The 20,048-nt window shown below is 65.7% G+C and carries 13 protein-coding genes; 6 read left to right on the top strand and 7 right to left on the bottom strand.

Annotated features, from left to right (window positions below; all coding sequences use genetic code 11):
• Window positions 1-266: 266 nt before the first annotated feature.
• The 7 genes from AACH32_RS03355 to AACH32_RS03385 all read right to left on the bottom strand — a co-directional run bounded on the left by AACH32_RS03355 (window position 267) and on the right by AACH32_RS03385 (window position 12,198).
• Window positions 267-1,631, bottom strand: coding sequence for an L-lactate MFS transporter (locus tag AACH32_RS03355; RefSeq protein WP_338605361.1), 1,365 nt, complete (start codon window positions 1,629-1,631; stop codon window positions 267-269).
• A 201-nt stretch (window positions 1,632-1,832) separates the two neighbouring features.
• Entirely contained in the window at window positions 1,833-3,218 is a 1,386-nt protein-coding gene (locus tag AACH32_RS03360) for a sigma-54-dependent transcriptional regulator (RefSeq protein WP_338605362.1), read from the bottom strand.
• 6 nt (window positions 3,219-3,224) lie between these two features.
• Window positions 3,225-5,441 (bottom strand): cache domain-containing protein, encoded by a 2,217-nt coding sequence (locus AACH32_RS03365; protein ID WP_338605363.1) that lies wholly within the window; start codon window positions 5,439-5,441, stop codon window positions 3,225-3,227.
• Window positions 5,442-5,551: 110 nt separating this feature from the next.
• The gene (locus AACH32_RS03370; protein WP_338605364.1) at window positions 5,552-6,604 is read right to left on the bottom strand and encodes a prolipoprotein diacylglyceryl transferase family protein; all 1,053 of its coding nucleotides are present in this window, start codon (window positions 6,602-6,604) and stop codon (window positions 5,552-5,554) included.
• 17 nt (window positions 6,605-6,621) lie between these two features.
• A complete protein-coding gene (locus AACH32_RS03375; RefSeq protein WP_338605365.1) occupies window positions 6,622-7,638 on the bottom strand; it encodes a phosphatidylserine decarboxylase in 1,017 nt (338 codons plus the stop codon).
• Window positions 7,601-10,045 carry a hypothetical protein gene (locus AACH32_RS03380; RefSeq protein WP_338605366.1) on the bottom strand — a complete coding sequence of 815 codons (2,445 nt, stop codon included), beginning with the start codon at window positions 10,043-10,045 and terminating at the stop codon, window positions 7,601-7,603. Before AACH32_RS03380 ends, AACH32_RS03375 begins: the two co-directional genes overlap by 38 nt.
• Before the next feature lie 200 nt (window positions 10,046-10,245).
• Window positions 10,246-12,198 carry an acetoacetate--CoA ligase gene (locus AACH32_RS03385; RefSeq protein ID WP_338605367.1) on the bottom strand — a complete coding sequence of 651 codons (1,953 nt, stop codon included), beginning with the start codon at window positions 12,196-12,198 and terminating at the stop codon, window positions 10,246-10,248.
• Window positions 12,199-12,534: 336 nt separating this feature from the next.
• Here AACH32_RS03385 and AACH32_RS03390 point away from each other — a divergent pair, with 336 nt between their 5' ends.
• From AACH32_RS03390 to AACH32_RS03415, 6 genes are all read left to right on the top strand, one after another.
• A complete protein-coding gene (locus tag AACH32_RS03390) occupies window positions 12,535-13,812 on the top strand; it encodes a double-cubane-cluster-containing anaerobic reductase (protein WP_338605368.1) in 1,278 nt (425 codons plus the stop codon).
• 162 nt (window positions 13,813-13,974) lie between these two features.
• Window positions 13,975-15,456 carry a sigma-54 interaction domain-containing protein gene (locus tag AACH32_RS03395; RefSeq protein ID WP_338605369.1) on the top strand — a complete coding sequence of 494 codons (1,482 nt, stop codon included), beginning with the start codon at window positions 13,975-13,977 and terminating at the stop codon, window positions 15,454-15,456.
• 265 nt (window positions 15,457-15,721) lie between these two features.
• Entirely contained in the window at window positions 15,722-17,365 is a 1,644-nt protein-coding gene (locus AACH32_RS03400; RefSeq protein ID WP_338605370.1) for an FAD-dependent oxidoreductase, read from the top strand.
• 18 nt (window positions 17,366-17,383) lie between these two features.
• Complete coding sequence (locus tag AACH32_RS03405; RefSeq protein ID WP_338605371.1) at window positions 17,384-18,559, top strand: hypothetical protein; 1,176 nt, start codon at window positions 17,384-17,386, stop codon at window positions 18,557-18,559.
• Window positions 18,559-19,407 carry a thiamine pyrophosphate-dependent enzyme gene (locus AACH32_RS03410; protein ID WP_338605372.1) on the top strand — a complete coding sequence of 283 codons (849 nt, stop codon included), beginning with the start codon at window positions 18,559-18,561 and terminating at the stop codon, window positions 19,405-19,407. The genes AACH32_RS03405 and AACH32_RS03410 overlap by 1 nt, the downstream gene beginning before the upstream one ends.
• Window positions 19,404-19,940, top strand: a complete 537-nt coding sequence (locus tag AACH32_RS03415; protein WP_338605373.1) for a 2-oxoacid:acceptor oxidoreductase family protein — start codon at window positions 19,404-19,406, stop codon at window positions 19,938-19,940. Before AACH32_RS03410 ends, AACH32_RS03415 begins: the two co-directional genes overlap by 4 nt.
• The last annotated feature ends 108 nt before the right edge of the window (window positions 19,941-20,048 follow it).

Raw genomic sequence — 20,048 nt, forward strand, 5'->3', positions numbered from 1 at the left:
TAATGGCGTAGGGAAGTGGCAAGCGGCAACCGGTCGGCATTGGTAGCTTATATGTAAGCAAACAGGCTCTATAGATAATCATGATATATTGCGACCTATCTAGGCGGTAGGACTAATTCTGAAGGGCGGGGAACTATTTTTAAATAGTAGTTCCTTTTAGTCCGCTCGAAGCGCCGGCCGTGTCCGGGGCTCCCGAATGGAAAGGCCCGGACGCTTCTGGAGAGCGTCCGGGCCTTCGCAGGCCAGGGAAGCGGCCTTTATGTCGCTTACTTGATCATCCGGCGGTAGCTGCTCCTGTGGCCCAGGCCGGGGCGGCCGGTGGCCAGGGGGCCGGGGCGCACCATGGAGGTGAGGGCGGAACCGGCCCGGGGGGCGGCGGCGGGCTGGGGCACCGGCGCCTCGGCCTCCACGCTCACCGGCTTGTCCAGCACCACGGTCATGCCCGCGCCCAGGATCAGCAGGACGGCGGCGGTGAGGTAGGCGGACTCGTAGGAGCCGGTGGCGGCCACGATCATCTGGGAGACCCGGGGCAGCACGAAGCCGCCCACGCCCCAGGCGGTGAAGACCAGGCCGTAGTTGACCCCGAAGTTCTTGAGGCCGAAGTAGTCCTTGGTGGCCGAGGGGAACAGGGAGAGGTTGGTGCCGTAGTTGAAGCCCACCAGGGCGGCGGCCATGACCATCACGATGGCCTGCTCCTTGCCCACCATCATCAGGGAGAACAGCAGCAAGGACTGGAAGCAGAGCATGATGGCCAGGGTCTGGGTGCGCCCGATCTTGTCGGAGAGGATGCCGGCCACGATGCGGCCGCCCGCGTTGCCCACGGCCATCAGGGCCACCACCACCCAGGCCATGTCGCCCAGGCTGGCCTTGGCCATGCCGGCCACGTTGCCGATGATCATCAGGCCCGCGCCCGCGCCCACGAAGTAGGTGAACCACAACAGGTAGAAGCTCTTGGTGCGCAGCATGGCCGAGGGGGCGAAGTCCAGGCCCTTGGCCTGGACAGCGGCGCTGCCTGCGGGCTTGGCCTCGGGGCTGTAGCCCGCGGGCGGATTGACCAAAAACTGGGACAGGCCGCAGACCACCACGATGAAGGCGCCGCCGAAGATCATCATGGCCGCGCTGAGGCCCACCGTGTGGATCAGGTAGCTGCTAAGGGGAGCGATGTACACCGAGGCCAGGCCGAAGCCCGAGACCACCAGCCCGGCGATGAGGCCGGTCTTGGCGGCGGGGAACCACTTGATGGCCGGAGGGGTGGCCGAGGCGTAGCCGAAGCCCAGGCCGGTGCCGGTGAGCACCCCGAAGCCCAGGATCCACACCCACAGGGAGTAGGACTGGCTGATCCACATCAGGCCCAGGCCGGTGAGCACCCCGCCGATAAGCGCGGTGATGCGCGGCGAGAACTTGTCTTGCAGGCGGCCGGCGAAGATCATGCTGAAGGCGAAGGCCAGGCAGCACACCGCGTAGGGGTCGTTGAGGGAGGAGAGGCTCCAATCAAAGCGGCCGTCCCCGGCCACGATGGAGTCCTTGATGGCCATCTTGAACATGCTCCAGGTGTAGAGGATGCCCAAGGCCAAGTTGATGCCGATTCCCGCCGTGGCCACCGACCATCCGCGGTTCTTAACCTTCTCCATGGCTCTACCTCCCTCCGGGCCGCGCCCTGTGCTTTTGGTTTCGCCCTTTCTTAGTTCAAATATCGGGCCAAGGAGAGGTTTTGCGGGGATAGATACGTATTGTCTGATGGTTACAATAAAAAACCGCCTCGGCCCGGCGGCGCGGGAGCGGCGGAAAACGGCCCAAAAAGTAGAAGAATCTCTAGATTGGTGGAAGTTCTTCTACTCCCCTTCGCCGTCCAGGAGCTTCTTCTTACGGTAGCGGAAGGTGTGGTAGTTCATGCCCAAGAGCTGGGCGGCCTTGGTCTCGTTGCCCTGGGCCAGCTCCAGGGCCCGGCCCAGGTAGCCCCGCTCCACCTCTTCCAGGGTGCCGCTCAAATCCAGGCCCTGGGGCCCCAGGGGCGCCAAGCCCGGCCCGGCCTCGCCGCCGTCCGGCGGGGCGGCCTGGTCCAGGCCCATCGCCTCGGCCTCCAAGAGCGGCCCGGTACCCACCAGCACCCCCCGCTCCACCAGGCCCTTGAGTTCGCGCACGTTGCCCTGGTAGCGGCGGCTGGCCAGCAGCGCCTCGGCCCGAGGGGTGAAGCCGGTGAAGTCCTTGCCGTACTTTTGGGCCATCTCCCCCAAAAAGTGGCGGGCGATGGGCAGCACGTCCTCGGGGCGGCGGTTCAGGGAAGGCACCTCCACCTTGACCACCCCCAGGCGGAAGTAAAGGTCGCGGCGGAAGCGGCCTTCGGCCACCAGGGTTTCCAAATCCTGGTTGGTGGCCGCCACCACCCGCACCTTGGCCTTGCCGGGGCGGGTGGCTCCGATCTTGTAGTACTGGCCGGAGTCCAAGAAGCGCAGCAGCTTGGCCTGGGCCTCGGGGGGCAGGTCGCCCACCTCGTCCAGGAACAGGGTGCCGCCGGCGGCCTGCTCCACCAGGCCCTTCTTGCCCCCGGCCCGGGCCCCGGAAAAGGCCCCCGGCTCATAGCCGAACAGCTCGCTCTCGATCAGCTCCTTAGGCAGGGCCGCGCAGTTGAGCGCCACCAGGGGGCCCCGGTGCAGGGGGCTCTGGTAGTGCACCGCCGCGGCGATGAGCTCCTTGCCGGTGCCGGTCTCGCCCAGGATCAACACCGGGGCGTCGGGGCTTTGGGCTACCTGCTTGACCAGCTCCATGACCCCCTGAATCTGGTGGCTCTCGGCCACCATGCAGGGCAGGTTCTCGGTGAGGCAGCGCTCCTGCAGGGCCTTCACCTCCTTGCGAAGACGGATGCTTTCCAGGGCGTTGTCGATGGTGGCCTTAAGCGATTCCATGTGCAGGGGCTTGACCACGTAGTCGTAGACCCCCTGCTTCATGGCCGCCACCACGGTGTTCACGTCCTCGTAGGCGGTGATCATGATGAACAGCATCTGGGGGTGCAGGGCCTTGATGCGCCCCAGGGCCTGGACCCCGTCCATGCCCGGCAGGCCGATGTCCAAAAGGATGAGGTCCGGCACCTCCTGCTTCAGGGCCTCCAGGGCCTCCTCCGCGCTGGCCAGGGCCCGCACCCGGTAGCCGGGCAGGTTCATCACCACCGCGTCGCGGATGAATTCCTCGTCGTCCACTACGAAAAGGCTGTAGTCGAGCATGGTCTCCTATCCGTGGGAGTCGTAGCCCCAGTAGGCCGAGGCGGGCAGCTCCATGGTGAACATGGCCCCGCCCCAGCGGCTTTGGCTCACGCTGAGCTTGCCGCCGTGGTCGCTGACGATGCGGTGGCACAGGCTCAGGCCGATGCCCGAGCCCTCGCGCCGCCCGGTGAAAAAGGGGTCGAACACCTTTTCCCGTAGCGCCGGGGGCACGCCGGGGCCGGAGTCGGACACCCGGATGACGATGCGGTCCAGCTCCAGGGAGGAGTCCAGGCCGATCTTCTTCTCACCTTCCGCCTCGGCCAGGGCCTGCACCGCGTTGGTGATCAGGTTCATGAGCACCTGCTCCAAAAGCTGGCGGTCGGCATGGGCCAGGGGCAGGCTCTCGGCCAGGGAGGCCTCCAGGGTCACGCCTGCCTTGCGCAGGGTCACCGCCGAAAGCTCCATCACGTTGCCCACCACCTGGTTCAGATTGAGCAAGGACACCTTGGGGGCGGTGGGGCGGCTGAAGTCCAGCACCCGCTTGATCACCCCTTCGATGCGCTCGCTGGCCGCGCGCATCTTGGTCAAGATGTCCTCCACCTCGGCCATGCCCTGGGTCTTGCCGCTCAGGGCGCTGAGGTAGAGGTTGATGCCCGACAGGGGGTTTCTTATCTCGTGGGCGATGCCCGCGGCCACCCGGCCCAGGGAGGCCATCTTGTCCTGGATGCTCACCAGGCGCTCCAGTTCGCGGGCCTTGGTGATGTCGAGCATGATGATCAGCCGGGCCCGGTGGCCCTGGTATTTGATGCCCCCGGCCCGGCAGTGCACCCAGCGGGCGCCTGTGCCCTGACCCTCGGCGGCGGCGAAGCCCAGGTCCAGGTCTTGACCCTCTTCGGCCCGGGGCTCGCCGCCATTGTCCGGGGCGGTGGCCAGGGCCAGGAATTTGGCCAGGCGGGGATCGCTGGCCGGTCCCAGGGAGGCCAGCTCAAAGGGTGTGTCGGCCGGGCCCAGAATGCGCCGGGCCTCGGGGTTGCAATACACCGCCCGGCCGCTTTGGACGATGGCGATGCCCACCTGGGCGTTTTCCACCAGGGTGCGGAAGCGGCGCTCGCTCTCGGCCAGGGCCTGGTCCATCTCCCGGCGGCGGGTGATGTCCTCGTAGGTGCACAGCACCCCCACCACCCGGTCCTGGGGATCGCGCAGGGGGATGCGGTTGGCGTCCATCCACAGGGTGGCCCCGCCCGGCCCCTCCTGGGGCTCTATGATGTGGTGTTGGGCCCTGCCGGAGTTCATCACCCCTTGCTCGGCCCGCTGCAACAGGGCCGCCTCGGCCGGGGGCCGGGGCAGCTCGTAGTCGCGCAGGCCCTTGATCTGGGAGGGCTCGGACAGGCTAACGTGGGCCGCGAAGGCCCGGTTGCAGCCCAGATAGCCGCCCTGGCGGTCCTTCCAGAAGATGAGCTGGGGGATGTTGTCCATGACCAGGCGCAGCATGCCGCGGGAGCGCTCGGTCTCCACCTCGGCCTGGCGGCGGCGGCGCTCGGCGGCCAGGCTTTGCAGGAGGATGTAGAACTCGATCACCGCCACGATGCCCATGATGCCCAGGCCCACCCAGGTGAGCCGCCCGGTGATCACCGCCATCTGCTGGGACACGTCCTCCACGTAGATGCCGGTGCCCACCACCCAGCCCCAGGGCGCGAACTCCTTGACAAAGCTGACCTTGGGCACCACGTGGGCCGGGTCGTCCTTCCACTGCCACATGTAGTCCACGTAGCCCTGGCCCCCATGCCGGCGCACCACCCGCACCACCTCGGAGAACAGGCGTTTGCCGTGGGGGTCCTGGAATCCGGCCACGTTTCGCCCCTCCAGGTCGGGGCGGTAGGGGTGCATCACCATGCGGGGCTCCAGGTCGTTGACCCAGAAGTAGTCCTTGCCCTCGGAGCCGTAGCGCATGGCCCTGAGCTGGGCCTTGGCCTGCTCTTGGGCCTGCTGCCGGGTAAGCAGGCCCTTTTCCTGCCGGGCGTGGTAATAGGCCAGCACGTCCCAGGCGCTCTGGGTGAGCTCGCGGATCATCTCCCGCTTGCGTTCCATGAAGGCGTTTTCCACGGCGGGCAGGATCAGCGCGAACAGGGCGGCGGAGAACAGCAGGATGGTGAGCACCGATGGCAGCACCAGGCGCAGCAGGGCGCCGGGCCACCAGCGGCCGGGGACGGAGCCGGCTGGTTGTGGCGCGTCCAGGGCGAACATGAACCATGCTCCCGAATGGATAAAGGGTGATGCCCCCCGGCATCACCCCTCACATGGTTTCATTTTGCCGCCGTAATATCAAGCGGGGAAATGGCTGGTGAATGGGTGGTCTAAATGCGCTCTCTCACCACGTGGAACTCAATGGAAGCGGCGGTCACCCGGCTGGTGCCGGAGTAGATCAGGCTGACGGTCCACAACCCTTGCAGGCTAAGCACCACCGCCGGGCTCCAGAGGGTGTCCAGGCCCAGGGCCAAGGAAGGCGCGGCCCCGGCCGTCACCACCGGGAAAACCAGGCTGATCAAAATGCCGTAGGCGATGCCCATCAAGGCCATGATCTGGTAGGCGCTCAGGCGGCCGCCGCCCCGGTAGTCGGCCCGGAGCGTCTCGGAGACGGCCCGCCACAGGCCGCCGGCGATCAGGCACAGCCACAGGGCCCCGGTAAAGGCCCCGTTGAGATATAGATAAAGGGAAACGAGGCCCGCCGCGCCGTTGACCACCAGGGTGAGCATCTGCACCGGAACCACGGCCAGGCCGTCCAGGCCTGCTTCGTAGGAGATCTTCTTGGTCTCGCCGCTGAACACCAGGTGCCAGTGCTTGAACACCGTCTGCACCCAGTCGGGGCAGGCCACCAGGGCCCGGCCGTAGCAGCAGCCGAAGCTGAGGCAGGCCAGGCGACCCAGGCCTTCGCCCAGGGTGTAGCAGATCACCAGGGCGGCCAGCACCGGGGTTACCTGCAGGGCCTGGGCGGCCTCGCGGTCCAGGCAGGCCCGGGCCAGCAGGGTGAGCCAGGGGGCCAGGAGGATGGCGGCGAAGCCAGCCCCGGCCACGGTGAGGGTGGCCGGCTTGTGCTCCACCCAGCGGGCCACCAGGCGGGCGGCCGGGGCGCTCAGGGAAATGAGCGGCAGCATAACCACCATCACCTGAAAGGGGCTGATGCCCAGCGAGCCCAGCATGATAAGCATCAGGGCCGCGGCCAACAGCACCGCGTTGGCGGTGAACATGCCGTAAAAGGTAAGGTTGACCCCCCGCCAGCGGCCGCCGTGGGATTCGCCCACCGGGATGGCCGCCGCTATCTGCCAGCGCTCGCCGGGCAGGCGGCGGCTCCACCACAACAGCCCCGCGAACAGGGCCCCCAGCCCGGCAATGAAAACGATCTTGTCCATCACTTCCTCCCGGAAGCCTAACTGCGGGCCGTGGCCCGGCCGATTTGTTCGCGCACCCTGACCTCGGTTTCCACCAGGGGGCGGCCGAAGCCGGTGGAGAAGCGGCTCACCGCGTTGGACGAGGTCTGGTTGTCGATGAGGTCCTGGTCAAAGTCCAGGCGGCCCGGCTGGAACAGGAGCACCACCGTGCTGGAGCCGGGCTTGAACAGGCTCTTGGGCTGGCCCTTTTTGAGCATCAGGCCGGGCATCATGGGCTGGGGGTCGTTGTAATACTCGTCGCTGTAGCGCTGGCGAATCTCCCCCACCATCAGGGCCACCACCTCCACCACGGCCACCAGGCCCACGCCCGAGCCGCCGATCACATCGGTGTCGATGATGGTGACCATGCGCATGTTCTTGGAGTAGGGGTCCACCAAGTTGACCACCGCGCCGGGGTTGCAGGAGTGGTAGTGCCCGGCGATGGGGTAAAAGTCCACCACCCGGCCGCTCACCGGGGTGTGCACGTAGTGGTACTTGTCCGGGGTCAGGCGGCACAGGGCGTAATCGCCGTCCTTGAAGGCCTCCAGCCAGCGGGTCTTGAAGTCGCCCAACAGCTCGTGGAAGGTGAAGAACTTCTCCTTGATAAACAGCAGGGAGTGGGCCCCGAAGGAGCCCAGGAGCACCCGGGAGTCGGCCGGGGCCACCACCGCCGCCGGGTCCGGGTTCATGGGCCGGGTATCCCAATAGCGGATCTTGCGGGTGAACAGCTTGCCCGGGGTGTCCAGGGTGTCCGGGTCGTCCAGGCACTCGCTCAGGTCCACCCCCCAGGAGCGCACCGCCTCGGTGGTGGCCCTGAGGCGCACCCCCAGCATGGCCTCGAAGTTCAAGAGGCCCAGCAGGCTGGAGCCCCGGGCGCTGGTGATGGCCTTGAATACGCTGGGTGTTTTTTCGCGTACCTCGGAATAAAGGAAGTTAACCAAACGGTCGGCAAAGAGCCGTTCGGTGCGCACCTGGCGGCTATGCCTGTCTATATATTGGTGCGTGGTCAAGCTCATGATTGGGCTCCATGGACGCCGCGCCCGCCGGTGATTCCTGTCCGGGCCGCTCCTGAAAATCGATAACCGTTAAAAGCAAATTGACTAGCAGGGATACCTCCTCGGCCCCGGCCCGCCCGTCCAAGACCGGCTCCTTGAGCCCGGCCAGCAGGGCCCGGGGCTCCCGTCCGCCCAGGATGCGTCCCAGGGCCCGGCGGGAGGAGGGATGGTTTTCCAGGGCCTTGAGGCCCCGGCCGCTCATATCTTGCTCCAGCACCCGCCAGGCCTCGCCCAGATGGCGGCGCCTGAGGCCGGTGCGGTAATAGTCTTCCGTCGCCTGGTTGAAGCGGCGGGCGTCGGCCCGAAGGGCGTCCCCCGCCCCCAGTTCGCTCAGGATGCCGTGGGTGAGCCGGCCCAGGGCCGAGGCCTGCCCCGGACGGGCCAGGCGTTCTTCCAGGTCTGCCAGGGTGTCGCCCAGGCCCAGGCACTCGATGATCTCCGCGGCCTCCCGCCGGATGAAGCGCAGGCAGCCCAGGTGGTATTGGGCCAGCTTGACCCGCAGGTAGCCGGGGTAGCGGCGGCTGGGGCGGGTCTCGGCGGTGTCCTTGAGAATGGCCTTGAGCAGCAGGTTGGGGGTGTCCTGGCGCACGAAGAAGGTGGGCAGGCCGATGGCCGCGGCAAAAAATATCTGGCGCCGCTCGCTCTCCACCACGGGGTCGTCGGGCACCTGGGCGTGGCTCAGGCGGCCCCGGGCGATCAGGGCGAAGGCCAGCGCCGTGACCAGGCGCTGCATATCCACCGCCCCGGCCAGATCCCGCTCCAGGCTGTAGAAAAGGCTGTAGTGGCGGCCCTCGAAACCGGCGAAGCCGTGGGTGGCCACCTCCCGCTGGCGGTGCAGCATATAAAGGGGCATGGAGGGATCGAACACCCCCAGGGAGGCCAGATCCGCCTTGAAACGCTGGTGGTTGCCCAGGCGGCCGTCCAGGGCCGGACTCTGCTTGGTGCTCATCAGGCACACCAGGTAGTCCATGAGCCGAAAGTCGGGCAGGCAATCGCCCCTGAGGCCGAAAAGCTTGGCCAGGGGCTGGTCCAGCCAGGGGGGGCCGAAAGGGGTGAGCCGAAGCCCCAGGGGCCGCACCTTGAGGTGGGCCTTTTTGCGCCAGCGCCGCCAGATCATGCGCAGATGGGTGTAGTCCAGCTCAAAGGGCAGGAAGCTGAGCACCTTCTCCGGGTGGAAGTCGGCAAAGGCCAGGCGATAGGGCGCGGCGCTGTAGGTGCCCACGAACAGGGGCAGGAAGTGCTCCACGCACTTGGTGACCAGGTCGCCCAAATATTTTTCGTGGGCTGGCTGCAGGGCGCCCTGGGCCACGGCCCGGCTCAGCCTTTGGCTGCCCAGGCTCACGTGGGTGCCGTTGTTGGCCAGGCTGATGTTGCTGGCGCTGGGCAGGGTCACCAGATTGTTCAGGATGATGCCCGCCTCCTTGAGGCGGTGCAGGCCGTTGAACTGGGCCCGCGAGAGCACCTGATGGCACAGGTGCATGTAGCGCTGCTTGTCCTCGCCCTGGTTCCAGCCCGACAGGCAGGGGTTCATGAACAGTTCGCGATAAAAGGCGTCGGAGATGCACTGGGAGAGCTGCTTCTGGCGCACCGGGGGGTGTGGCGAGAAGTACACCGCCACCCTTTGGCCGCTTTCCTCCAGGCCCAGGCGGGTCTCGGCGTGGCGGGCCAGGAGGTGGGTGAGCAGGTAGCGGCGGCAGGTCTCGGCCGCCGCCTGGCTTCCCGCGCCGGGGGCTTCGGGACGGCTCAGGTGGAAGGAGAAGGTCTCGGGCGAGGTGTTGTCGGACAGATAGTGCTCGGCCAGGGCCCGGCTGCGTCCCCGCACCCGGGGCGGCAGTTCGTCCCCCCGGCCCAGGACGTCCACCAGGGCCAGCTTGAGCAGATAGCTCACCGGCAGGCGCAGGCGGCCGCCGGGGCAGGAAAAGCGCCCCGCGTCGGAGCGCAGGGAGCCCAGGGGCTGCTTTTTGTCGGCCAACAGGTCGCTTTCCCAGGCCTGGCGGGCCAGGGGCGAGAGCCGCCTGGGGTCCAGGCGCACCCAGGAGTTTTCCCAGAGGTTGCGGGGGTTGGCCTGCAGCCACTCTTCCAGTTCGTTGATGATCCGCCGGGGCATCTCCCCCGAGCGCTCACGCTTGACCATGTTGCGGTAGTAGTTGGATTCCACGATGGAGCGGGGCAGGTCCACCGCCTCGGCGGAGCCCAGCACCCCGGCCTGCAACTCGTTTTCGCAGCCGCAGGTGGCGTCGCCCAGGGAAAAGGGCAGGCTGGCGGCCAGGGCCTCGGGCGTGTCGAGCGCCACTCCGGCCCGGCGCAGCAATTCGGCCGGGCTGTGGCCGCCGGGATAGGGCCAACCGTGCAGGGGAATGGGGCTCACTAGGTCTCGTCTCCTTGGGCTGGTCTCGGCCTCCAGTGCACCCTTGCGCCGGGTCCGGCCGGACCTTTGCCTTATTAGACGTTTTATTTACTCTAGTTAGCCCATGCCTGAGTTACAGGCCTGTGAACAACGGGAGGAGAAGTGATGGCAAAAAAAGGGGCGGCGCGCCTGCGCCACCCCTGGGTTGGCTGAGGAAAACCCTAGTTTTGCAGCTGGGGCAAGTCGGCGTAGAGCTCCAGGGCCTGGGGGTTGGCCAGGGCGTCCTTGTTTTTCACCTCGCGGCCGTGGATCACGTTGCGCACGGCCAGCTCCACCTTTTTGCCGCTGATGGTGTAGGGGATGTCGGCCACGGCGATGATCTTGGCCGGCACGTGGCGCGGGGTGCAGGCGGTGCGGATCAGGGTCTTGATCTTTTTCTCCAGCTCCGGGGTCAGCTCATAGCCGGGGTTGAGCTTGAGGAACAGGATCACCCGCACGTCGTTGTCCCAGTCCTGCCCCACCACCAGGCTGTCGCCGATCTCGGCCATGTTCTCAACCTGGCGGTAGATTTCGGCCGTGCCGATGCGCACCCCGCCGGGGTTGAGCGTGGCGTCGGAGCGGCCGTACATGATCACTCCCCCCTCGGGGGTCACCTCGCAGAAGTCACCGTGGAACCAGATGTTGGGATACACGTCGAAGTAGGCGGCCTTGTACTTGGAGCCGTCCGGGTCGTTCCAAAACATGATGGGCATGGAGGGCCAGGGCTTGGTGCACACCAGCTCGGCCTTCTCGCCCACCACCGGCTTGCCCGCGTCGTCCCAGGCCTCCACGGCCATGCCCAGGCCCCGGGCCTGCAACTGCCCCGCGTACACCGGGCCGGTGGGGTTGCCCAGGGCGAAGCAGCCCACCAGGTCGCTGCCTCCGGAGATGGAGCTCAGGCACAGGTCGCTCTTGATGTCGCGGTACACGTACTTGAAGCTCTCGATGCTCAGCGGCGAGCCGGTGGAGAGGATGGCCTTGAGGGCCGAAAGATCGTACTTCTCCCCCGGCTTGAGGCCCTCGTTCTCGATGGCCGCCAGGTAGCGGGCGCTGGTGCCGAAGATGGTCATGCCCGTGTCCTCGGCGAATTTCCACAGCACCTCCGGCCCGGGGTGGAAGGGCGAGCCGTCGAACAAGAGCAGGGTGGCCCCCAGGGACAGGGAGCTGACCAGCCAGTTCCACATCATCCAGCCGCAGGTGGTGAAGTAGAAGATCTTGTCCTCGCGCTTCACGTCGCTCTGCAGGCCCAGTTCCTTGAGGTGCTGCATGAGCACGTTGCCCGCGCCGTGCACCATGCACTTGGGCACCCCGGTGGTGCCCGAGGAGTAGAGAATGTACAGGGGGTGGTCGAAGGGCAGCGGCACGCAGTTGAGGCCGGGGTCGCCGCTGCCTTTGACCAGCTGGTCAAAGCGGTGGGCGCCCGGCACCAGGCTCAGGGCGGGCTCTTCGCTGGTGAAGGGCACCACCACCACCTGCTCGATGCTGGCGATCTCCTTCTTCACGTGGGCCACCCGCTCCATGGAGCCGAAGGTCTTGCCGCCGTAGAAATAGCCGTCCGCGGTGAACAGCACCTTGGGCTGAATCTGGCCGAAGCGGTCCATGACCCCCTGGAAGCCGAAGTCCGGGCTGCAGGAGGACCACACCGCGCCCAGGCTGGCGGCGGCCAGCATGGCCACGATGGTCTCGGGGATGTTGGGCATGAATCCGGCCACCCGGTCGCCGGGCACCACCCCGAAATCGGCCAGGGCGGCGGCCAGGCGGGCCACCTGGCCGTAGAGCTCGGCATAACTCAGGCTGCGCTGGGAGCCGTTTTCCGAGCGGAAGATTATGGCCGGATGGTCGTCGCGGTAGCGCAGGAGGTTTTCCGCGAAGTTGAGCTTGGCCCCGGGGAACCACTTGGCGCCGGGCATCTTGTCCAGGTCCCTGACCACCTCCTCGTACGGCTGGGTGTGCATCACCTTGAAGAAATGCCACACCGCCTCCTGGAAGGCCGGGATGTCGGCCACCGACCACTCATACAACGACGCGTAGTCGTTGAAATCGGTGCCGTGCTTATGGTTGACGAACTCGATGAACCGGCTGAGATTGGTCTGGGCCACGCGCTCGGCGGACGGTTCCCAAAGTTTTTCGGCCATTAGCATTCCTCCCTACCCAAACGATGCCGAACCCTAACGCCGGTTCCGCCGGCGGGCGGACCTGGACGTTTACCAGAATGTAACCCCAGAGCCGTTAGCACCTTAGCAAGCCTGGCGCCGGAAGGCAAAAAAAACCTCCGCCATGTCGGGAACGAAGCAGGGCGCCGGGGGCCGGGCCGGGAACCTATCGGCAATGCCAACAGTAACATACTAAAAACATAGGTATAACCAGTTTGACTCCCCGCCGGGGCCGGGATATAGGCGTAAGTTCCACGAAATGTTTGCACAATTCAACCATGGACCCCGAGGGGCCTTTATAGCGTTAGGAGTACGGCGATGGCAAGTGAACACGAGGCCATGTGGCGGGAGTTGGGCCTGGACCTGGCCGCCCACGACCAGTTGTTGCAGGTTTTGGGCGATGGCTACGGTCAGATCTTCCTTTCCCAACAAGAGCGCCCCGAGGGCATGGAGTACTTCAACTTCGTGATGAGCGAGGTGCACGGCCTGCGCATCAAGGAACTGGTGGACGGCAAGGCCGAAGGCAAGAAGGTCATCGGCTCCTTCTGTGTCTTCGTGCCCGAGGAGATCGTGGTGGCCGCCGACGCCACCCTGGTGGGGCTGTGCACCGGGGCCGACTTTGCCACCGAACTGGTGGACCAGGTTTTGCCCCGCAACACCTGCGCCCTGATCAAGAGCGCCTTCGGCTTCAAGCTGGGCAAGGTCTGCCCCTACATGGAGTCGGCGGACATGATCGTGGGTGAGAACACCTGCGACGGCAAGAAGAAATCCTACGAGACCCTGGGCACTTTGGTGCCCAACCTCTACGTCATGGACCTGCCCCAGGTGAAGTCTTCCGAGGGCCGCGCCCTGTTGGCCGCCGAGTACGAGCGCTTTAAGCAGGCGGTGGAGGAACTGACCGGCAAGGAGATCACCGCCGAGCGCCTGGCCCATGGCATCCAGGTCGTCAACGCCAAGCGTGAGGCCCTGCACCGGCTCTACAAGCTGCGCGCCGCCGACCCGGCCCCCATCTCCGGGCTGGACGCCCTGTTGATCAACCAGGTGTCCTTCTACGACGATCCGGTGCGCTTCACCCAATCGGTGCACAAGATCTGCGACGAGTTGGAAGCGCGCATCGCGGCGGGCCAGGGGGTGGCCCCCCAGGGAACCCCACGCCTGCTGTTCTCCGGCTGTCCCATGGCCGTGCCCAACTGGAAGCTGCCCTGGGTGGTGGAAAGCTCCGGCGCGGTGGTGGTGGGCGAGGAGTCCTGTGTCGGCGAGCGCGGCACCCGCAATCTGACCGAGCCCCAGGGCCAGGACCTGGCCTCGATGATGGACGCCATCGTGGAGCGCTACTGGAAAATCGATTGCGCGGTGTTCACCCCCAACCCCGACCGCCAGGAGCACGTCAAGCAGATGGCCGCCGACTACAAGGCCCAGGGGGTGATCCACTACGGCCTGCAGTTCTGCCAGCCCTATCAGATGGAAGCCCTGCCCCTGGAGAAGAACCTGGAGGCCGGCGGCCTGCCGGTTTTGCGGGTGGATACCGACTACGGCATGGAAGACGTGGAACAACTCAAGACCAGGGTGGAAGCCTTCCTGGAAATGCTCGCCTGATATTCCGAGTCGGGCCCGGGCTTTACCGGGCCCGACTCCCCCCGCCGCCCAAAAGGCGTTGCTATCGCCTCGCCCGCCTTGATAGAGTGTTGCCTGACTCAACGCATCGTGTCCCAACCAGGATCCGGAGGGGGAATCCGGACCCGCTGGAGAGACGCGTTCATGAACCGAGAAAACGAGGACAACCACGTCTGCGCGGTGGAGCGCCTCAGCGGCTCCCAGGGCATGGCCGGTTCGGCCATGAGGGTGCTCTCCGGGGCGGCCGACCTGGGCGACCTGGTGGACTTCCTGGCCCTGGTGCTGGACAACGTTTATTCCGGCATCATCGTCTGCGATTCCGACTGCCGCATCGTGTTCATGAACCGGGTCTACGGCGAGCTGTTGGGCGCCGACCCCAAGGCGGCGGTGGGCGACTACCTGGACAAGTACTTCCCCCACACCCGCATGCCCCAGGTGCTCTCCACCGGCCGCTCGGAGCTGGCCCAGCGCTGCTCCCTCAAAACCGACATGCCCATGCTGGTCAACCGCATCCCCCTGAGGATCAAGGGCCAGGTGGTGGGGGTGATCCTCCAGACCATCTTCCGCGACTACACCGCCATGACCGACCTCATCTCCCGCCTGCAGGGCCTGGAGAGCGAGGTCAAATACTATAAAAAGGGCCTGGACCGGCTGCTCTCGCCCCTGTATGGCTTCAACAACATCCTGGGCTCCAGCCCCCTCCTGGCCGGGGTCAAGGCCGTGGCCGCCAAGTACGCCCGCACCGAGGCCCCGGTACTCATCACCGGGGCCACCGGCACCGGCAAGGAGATGTTCGCCCACGCGGTGCACCGGTCCTCGCCCCGGGCCGCCGGTCCCTTTGTCTGCGTCAACTGCGCGGCCATCCCCCGCGAGCTGTTGGAGTCGGAGCTGTTCGGCTATGAGTCCGGGGCGTTCACCGGGGCCAGCCGCAAGGGCAAGGTGGGCCAGATCCAGCTGGCCCACACCGGCACCCTGTTTTTGGACGAGATCGGCGAGCTGAGCCCCAAGGCCCAGGCCACCTTGTTGAGGGTGTTGGAAACCAAGACGCTCGAGCGCCTGGGCGGGGTGAAGCGGGTGGCCGTGGACTTCCGCCTGGTGGCGGCCACCAACCGCGACCTCAAGGAAATGATGAGCCGGGGCGAGTTCCGCGACGACCTGTATTACCGCCTCAGCACCATGGCCGTGGAGATCCCCGCCCTGAGCCGCCGCCGGGAGGATGTTCCGGTGCTGGTGGCCCATTTCCTCACCGCCTTGGAGCATCCCCAGACCGAGGTGGGGCTCCAGGCCATGGAGGCGTTGCAAAACTATGCCTGGCCCGGCAACGTGCGCGAGCTTAAAAACGTCATAGAACGGGCGGTTAGCCTCAGCGAGGGCCGCAGGATAGACCTGGAGCACCTACCCCGGGAGATCTTGACCAGCGATTTGGAAGAACGCCAGGTGTGCGAAAATCCGGACACCACCCTGGCCGAGCAGATGGCCTGTTTTGAAAAACGGGTCATGGAGCATGCCCTGGCCTTCAATAAGGGTAACATGACCAAGACCGCTAAAATGCTGGGAATTTCTCGTTCCACCCTCTATGAAAAGTGTCGCCGCTACGATCTGGGCGACACCGAGAAAGCCTCTTAGGCCCCTCCAAGACGCCTTTTTGTCCGGAAAACCGAACATGTCCGCGATTCCGTACAGTCAGATCACGCTACCCGGTAATGGTTATCGGCCTGCCCGGTGATGTCTCATGGTGAACTTACTGCCTATTATCTTGAAAAAACTAGCCGATCGGTCGTTCGCCTCAGCTCGGGGGAGCATGGCAACATTTTTGGCATGTTTCTTGTTATTACTTTCGCAAAGACCGAGGAAAGGGCCCCATCATTCGTAATTTTGGAGGAAGAATGCAATGACAACCTACCGGGTTTCGCGAAAGGACTTTGTGGTCCCCCGGTGTTCCGACGCATGCCCCGCCGGGGTTGACGTCCCCCGCTACATTCGGGCGGTCAGGGACGGCAACTTCGACCAGGCGGTGGCGGTGCTGCGTGAGCGCCTGCCCCTGCCGGTGGTTTGCGCCGACGCCTGCTTCGCCCCTTGCGAGGACGTTTGCGCCTACAAGCAGTTCGGCGACCCCATTGCCATCCGGGCCATAAAACGGGCGGCGGTGGATCACGGCGGCGAGGCTTGGAAGAGCCAAAAGGCCAAACCGGAAGCCAGCGGCAAGAAGGCGGCCATCGTGGGCGCCGGCCCGGCGGGCCTCACCGCGGCCTACTATCTGGCCGGCAAGGGTCACCAGGTAACCATCTTCGACGCCTTCCCCAAGCCTGGCGGCATGATGCGCTACGGCATCCCCAGCTACCGCTTGCCCGAGGCCCGCTTGGACCGCGACGTGGAAGAAATCCTGGGCCAGGGGGTTGAGTTCAAGGGCTCCACCCTGGTGGGCAAGGACGTGGACCTGGCCCAGTTGGCCAAGGACTTCGACGCGGTTTTCGTGGCCAGCGGCGCCAACTCCTCGGCCCGCATCCAGCTTGCCGGTTCGGACAAGCAGGGGGTGCTCTGGGGTTGGGAGTTCCTGCGCGACGTGGCCCTGGAACAGGCCCCGGCGGTGGGCCAAAAGGTGGTGGTGGTCGGCGGCGGCAACGTGGCCATCGACGTGGCCCTGACCGCCAAGCGCCTGGGCGCCAAAGAGGTTCAGCTCTTCTGCCTGGAAAGCCGCGCCGAAATGCCCGCCCATCCCTGGGAGGTCAGCCTGGCCGAGGACGAAGGGGTGATCATCAACAACTCCTGGGGCCCCAAAGAGGTGGTGGGCGAAGGCAAGGCCAGCGGCGTGTCCTTCAAGGCCTGCACCTCGGTGTTCGACAAGGGCGGCAAGTTCAGCCCCATCTATAACGAAGGCGTCACCACCCAGGTGGAGGCGGACACCGTGATCCTGGCCATCGGCCAGAGCCCGGTGCTGGAGTTCGTGGACGCAGCCGGGGTGGAAACCGCGGGCAACCGCATCCAGGCGGGAGCCGACCAGGCCACCGGCGCCAAGGGCATCTTCGCCGGCGGCGACGTGGTCACCGGACCGGCCTCCATCATCGGCGGGGTGGCCCAGGGCCGCCGGGCCGCCGAGGCCATGGACAAGTATCTGGGCGGCGACGGCGACATCTCCGAGGTGTTGGCCGCGCCCGAGGATGAGGTGGAACTGACCCCCCTGACCGGTCAGATCCTGTCCCGCCAAAAGACCCCCCATATGCACGTCTGGGAGCGCGGCGACAACTTCGACCAGGTGGAGCTGCCCATGAGCCCCGAGGCGGTGACCGCCGAGGCCAACCGCTGCCTGCAGTGTGACGCCCGCACCTTCGAGGTGATCCTCAACACCGAGTACTGCAAGGAGTGCGGCTACTGCGCCGAGGTGTGCGGAGTGGAAACCTTTGGACCAGCCGAGTTCTTCAACGTCAAGGGCTATCGCCCCATGGAGGTGAAGTCTCCCAAATGGTGCGTGGGCTGTTTCAAGTGCTTCTTCTCCTGCCCTGATTTCGCCATCGACGTCGTCGAAAAGAACGCGTAGCCCAGGGAGGTTTATGCGATGAAAAGATTTTTGGAAACAGGCAACTTCGCCATCACCGAGGGCGCCATCCTGGCCGGATGCCGCTTCTTTTGCGGCTATCCCATAACCCCGGCCACCGAGCTGGCCGAGGCCATGAGCAAGCGGCTGCCCCAAGAAGGCGGAGTATATCTGCAGGCCGAGGACGAGTGCGCGGCCATGCACGTTTGCATCGGGGCCTCCCTGGGCGGCATGAAAGCCATGACCGCCACTTCGGGTCCCGGTTACATCCTTTACGCCGACCCCTTCGGCTGGGCCTTGGGCTGCGAGATGCCCCTGGTGGTGGTCAACTCCGGCCGGGTGGGCCCGGTCAGCGGCATCACCGGCGCGCCGGGCCAGGGCGAGTTCTACCTCACCCGCTACCCCACCCAGGGCGGCAACTTCGAGGCCATCACCCTGGCCCCCAACTCGGCGCAGGAGGCCATGGCCATGGTGGTGGAGGCCTTCTATCTGTCCGAGCGCTTCCGCATGCCCGTCACCGTGCTGGGCGACCAGCTCATCACCGACGGTTTCGAGGACATCACGGTGCCCGAGAACGAGGACGAGATGAAGGAGATGGGCTTCAGGACCTGGCCGCGCAGCTTCTGCGCCGGGCCCGACTTCTACCCCTATAGCGACTCCCTGGACATCCCGCCCGTGCAGATGGGCTCCGGGGCCGGGGGCCTGTGCTCCGACTGGACCCCCACCGAGCAGGGCTATGACATCGAGGAGGTGGAGGCCCACCACAAGCACGCCTACCGGCTCATCTACAAGGTGCGCAACCACCGGGACCTGTTCAACCACCTCTACGAGAAGAAGTACATGGACGACGACCCCGACCTGGTGGTGGTCTCCTACGGCACGCCTTCGCGGGTGGTGAACACCGCGGTGGACCGGGCCCGCGCCGAGGGCATGAAGGTGGGGGCGCTGCGCCTGATCAACCTGTGGCCTTTCCCGGACGAGCACTTCAAGCGCAAGACCAAGTACCTGTCGGTGGAGCTCAACTGGGACGGCGAGTTGGTTCGCGAGGTGCAACGGGCCGCGCCCAAGGACTCCGAGGTGCATTTCCTGGGCAGCTGCGGCGATTTGCCCACCATCCCCGATCTGTTGGAGACCTTTGAGAAGCTACTGAAAAACCAGCCCCTGGAGCGCAAGGGTTGGACCTTGGAGGCGTGGTAATGCAGTACTCATCCGCCACCCTTATCGATAAGTACCTACGCACCCGCAAGATCCCCAGCACGGCCTGTTCCGGCTGCGGTTTGGGCATCAACCACAAAGTGGTCGTGCAGGCCATCAACGAACTGGATCTGAAGGTCAACGACATAATCTGGGGCACCTCCATCGGCTGCGCCGGGCGCCAGACCTTCGCCACCTGGCAGGGCGACGGCTTCGCCGGCACCCACGGCCGGGTCTACGCCATCGCCCGTGGCCTCAGGATCGCCCTACCGCCGGAGAAGAAGATCATCTGCACGGTGGGCGACGGCGACGCCTTCGGCATCGGCCTGATGCACCTGATCCACTCCGCCCGCTCCAACGTGGACATGACCGTCATCGTCAACGACAACCTGGGCTACCAGTCCACCGGCGGCCAGTTCGGCTTCACCACCCCCCAGGGGGCGCACACCGACTCCAGCCCCTACGGCATGTTCGAGCACAACCTGATGAGCGAGGGCATGGACGTAATGCACATCCTCAAGGGGGCCGGGGCCACCTTCCTGGCCCGCCACGTGGCCATGGACGGCCAGCGCGCGGTGGAAAGCGTGAAGCGGGCCATCTTGAACCCCGGCTTCTCCCTGGTGCACATGCCTTATCCCTGCCCCACCAACTTCGCCTCCCGCGAGCTGGGCTCGCGCAACCAGGTGAACATCTACCGGTGGATCAAGGAGCGGGCCAAGCCCCTGGAAGAGGCTGATGAAAACACCGTGTGGGCCACCGGCGTCTGGCACGATGCCACCGGTTCCCGGCCCGAATTCAGCGAACACGTCTGGGGAGCGGTGAACAAGATCAGAAAGACGGGTGCGCTATGAAAGACAGACTGGAGATAGTGGCCAGCGGCTTCGGCGGCCAGGGCGTGGTGCGCCTGGGCCAGGTATTGGGCGAGGCCGCGGTGAAAGAGGGCCTGAGGGTGACCATGCTCAAGAGCCACGGCACCGAGATGCGCGGCGGCTACGTGCGCAGCCAGGTGGTGCTCTCGCCCAAGACCATCGACAGCCCCATGTGCGAAAACCCCGACTTCTTCATCGCCCTGTCCTCGGCGGCCTACAACCGCTTCAAGGACACGGTGCCCGAGAACGGGGTGATCCTGTTCGATCCCGCCTTCGTGGAGGAGATCGACGAAAAGCTGGCCTGCAGCCAGCGGGAGCTGCCGGCCAAGCAGTTGGCCATGGACCACTTCGACCGTCCCATCTTCAGTAACTCCATCGCCCTGGGGGCCATGGCCAAGTTGCTGGAGGGGGAAATGGACAAGGAAATTATCTTGGAGAGCCTCTTGGAGATCATTCCCAAGTTCCATGACAAGAACCGGGAAGCCTTCCAGGTAGGCTACGACTATATGAAGTGATGCGTCGGGGCCGCTCCCTTGGGGGCGGCCCCTTCCTTGACCGACCGGGGGTGGAAGGGCGAGGAAGTTGTAAAAAAATCCGTCCGCGCGCCAAGGCGGGTCGGGCCC

It is taken from the genome of Desulfoferula mesophila (genome assembly GCF_037076455.1).
GTDB classification, from domain to species: Bacteria; Desulfobacterota; Desulfarculia; order Desulfarculales; family Desulfarculaceae; genus Desulfoferula; species Desulfoferula mesophila.

What these genes read in the sequence shown, in the direction of transcription:
- AACH32_RS03355 (WP_338605361.1), bottom strand. Translation starts at nt 1,631, where the DNA reads ATGGAGAAGGTTAAGAACCGCGGATGGTCGGTGGCCACGGCGGGAATC.
- AACH32_RS03360 (WP_338605362.1), bottom strand. Translation starts at nt 3,218, where the DNA reads ATGCTCGACTACAGCCTTTTCGTAGTGGACGACGAGGAATTCATCCGC.
- AACH32_RS03365 (WP_338605363.1), bottom strand. Translation starts at nt 5,441, where the DNA reads ATGTTCGCCCTGGACGCGCCACAACCAGCCGGCTCCGTCCCCGGCCGC.
- AACH32_RS03370 (WP_338605364.1), bottom strand. Translation starts at nt 6,604, where the DNA reads ATGGACAAGATCGTTTTCATTGCCGGGCTGGGGGCCCTGTTCGCGGGG.
- AACH32_RS03375 (WP_338605365.1), bottom strand. Translation starts at nt 7,638, where the DNA reads ATGAGCTTGACCACGCACCAATATATAGACAGGCATAGCCGCCAGGTG.
- AACH32_RS03385 (WP_338605367.1), bottom strand. Translation starts at nt 12,198, where the DNA reads ATGGCCGAAAAACTTTGGGAACCGTCCGCCGAGCGCGTGGCCCAGACC.
- AACH32_RS03390 (WP_338605368.1), top strand. Translation starts at nt 12,535, where the DNA reads ATGGCAAGTGAACACGAGGCCATGTGGCGGGAGTTGGGCCTGGACCTG.
- AACH32_RS03395 (WP_338605369.1), top strand. Translation starts at nt 13,975, where the DNA reads ATGAACCGAGAAAACGAGGACAACCACGTCTGCGCGGTGGAGCGCCTC.
- AACH32_RS03400 (WP_338605370.1), top strand. Translation starts at nt 15,722, where the DNA reads ATGACAACCTACCGGGTTTCGCGAAAGGACTTTGTGGTCCCCCGGTGT.
- AACH32_RS03405 (WP_338605371.1), top strand. Translation starts at nt 17,384, where the DNA reads ATGAAAAGATTTTTGGAAACAGGCAACTTCGCCATCACCGAGGGCGCC.
- AACH32_RS03410 (WP_338605372.1), top strand. Translation starts at nt 18,559, where the DNA reads ATGCAGTACTCATCCGCCACCCTTATCGATAAGTACCTACGCACCCGC.
- AACH32_RS03415 (WP_338605373.1), top strand. Translation starts at nt 19,404, where the DNA reads ATGAAAGACAGACTGGAGATAGTGGCCAGCGGCTTCGGCGGCCAGGGC.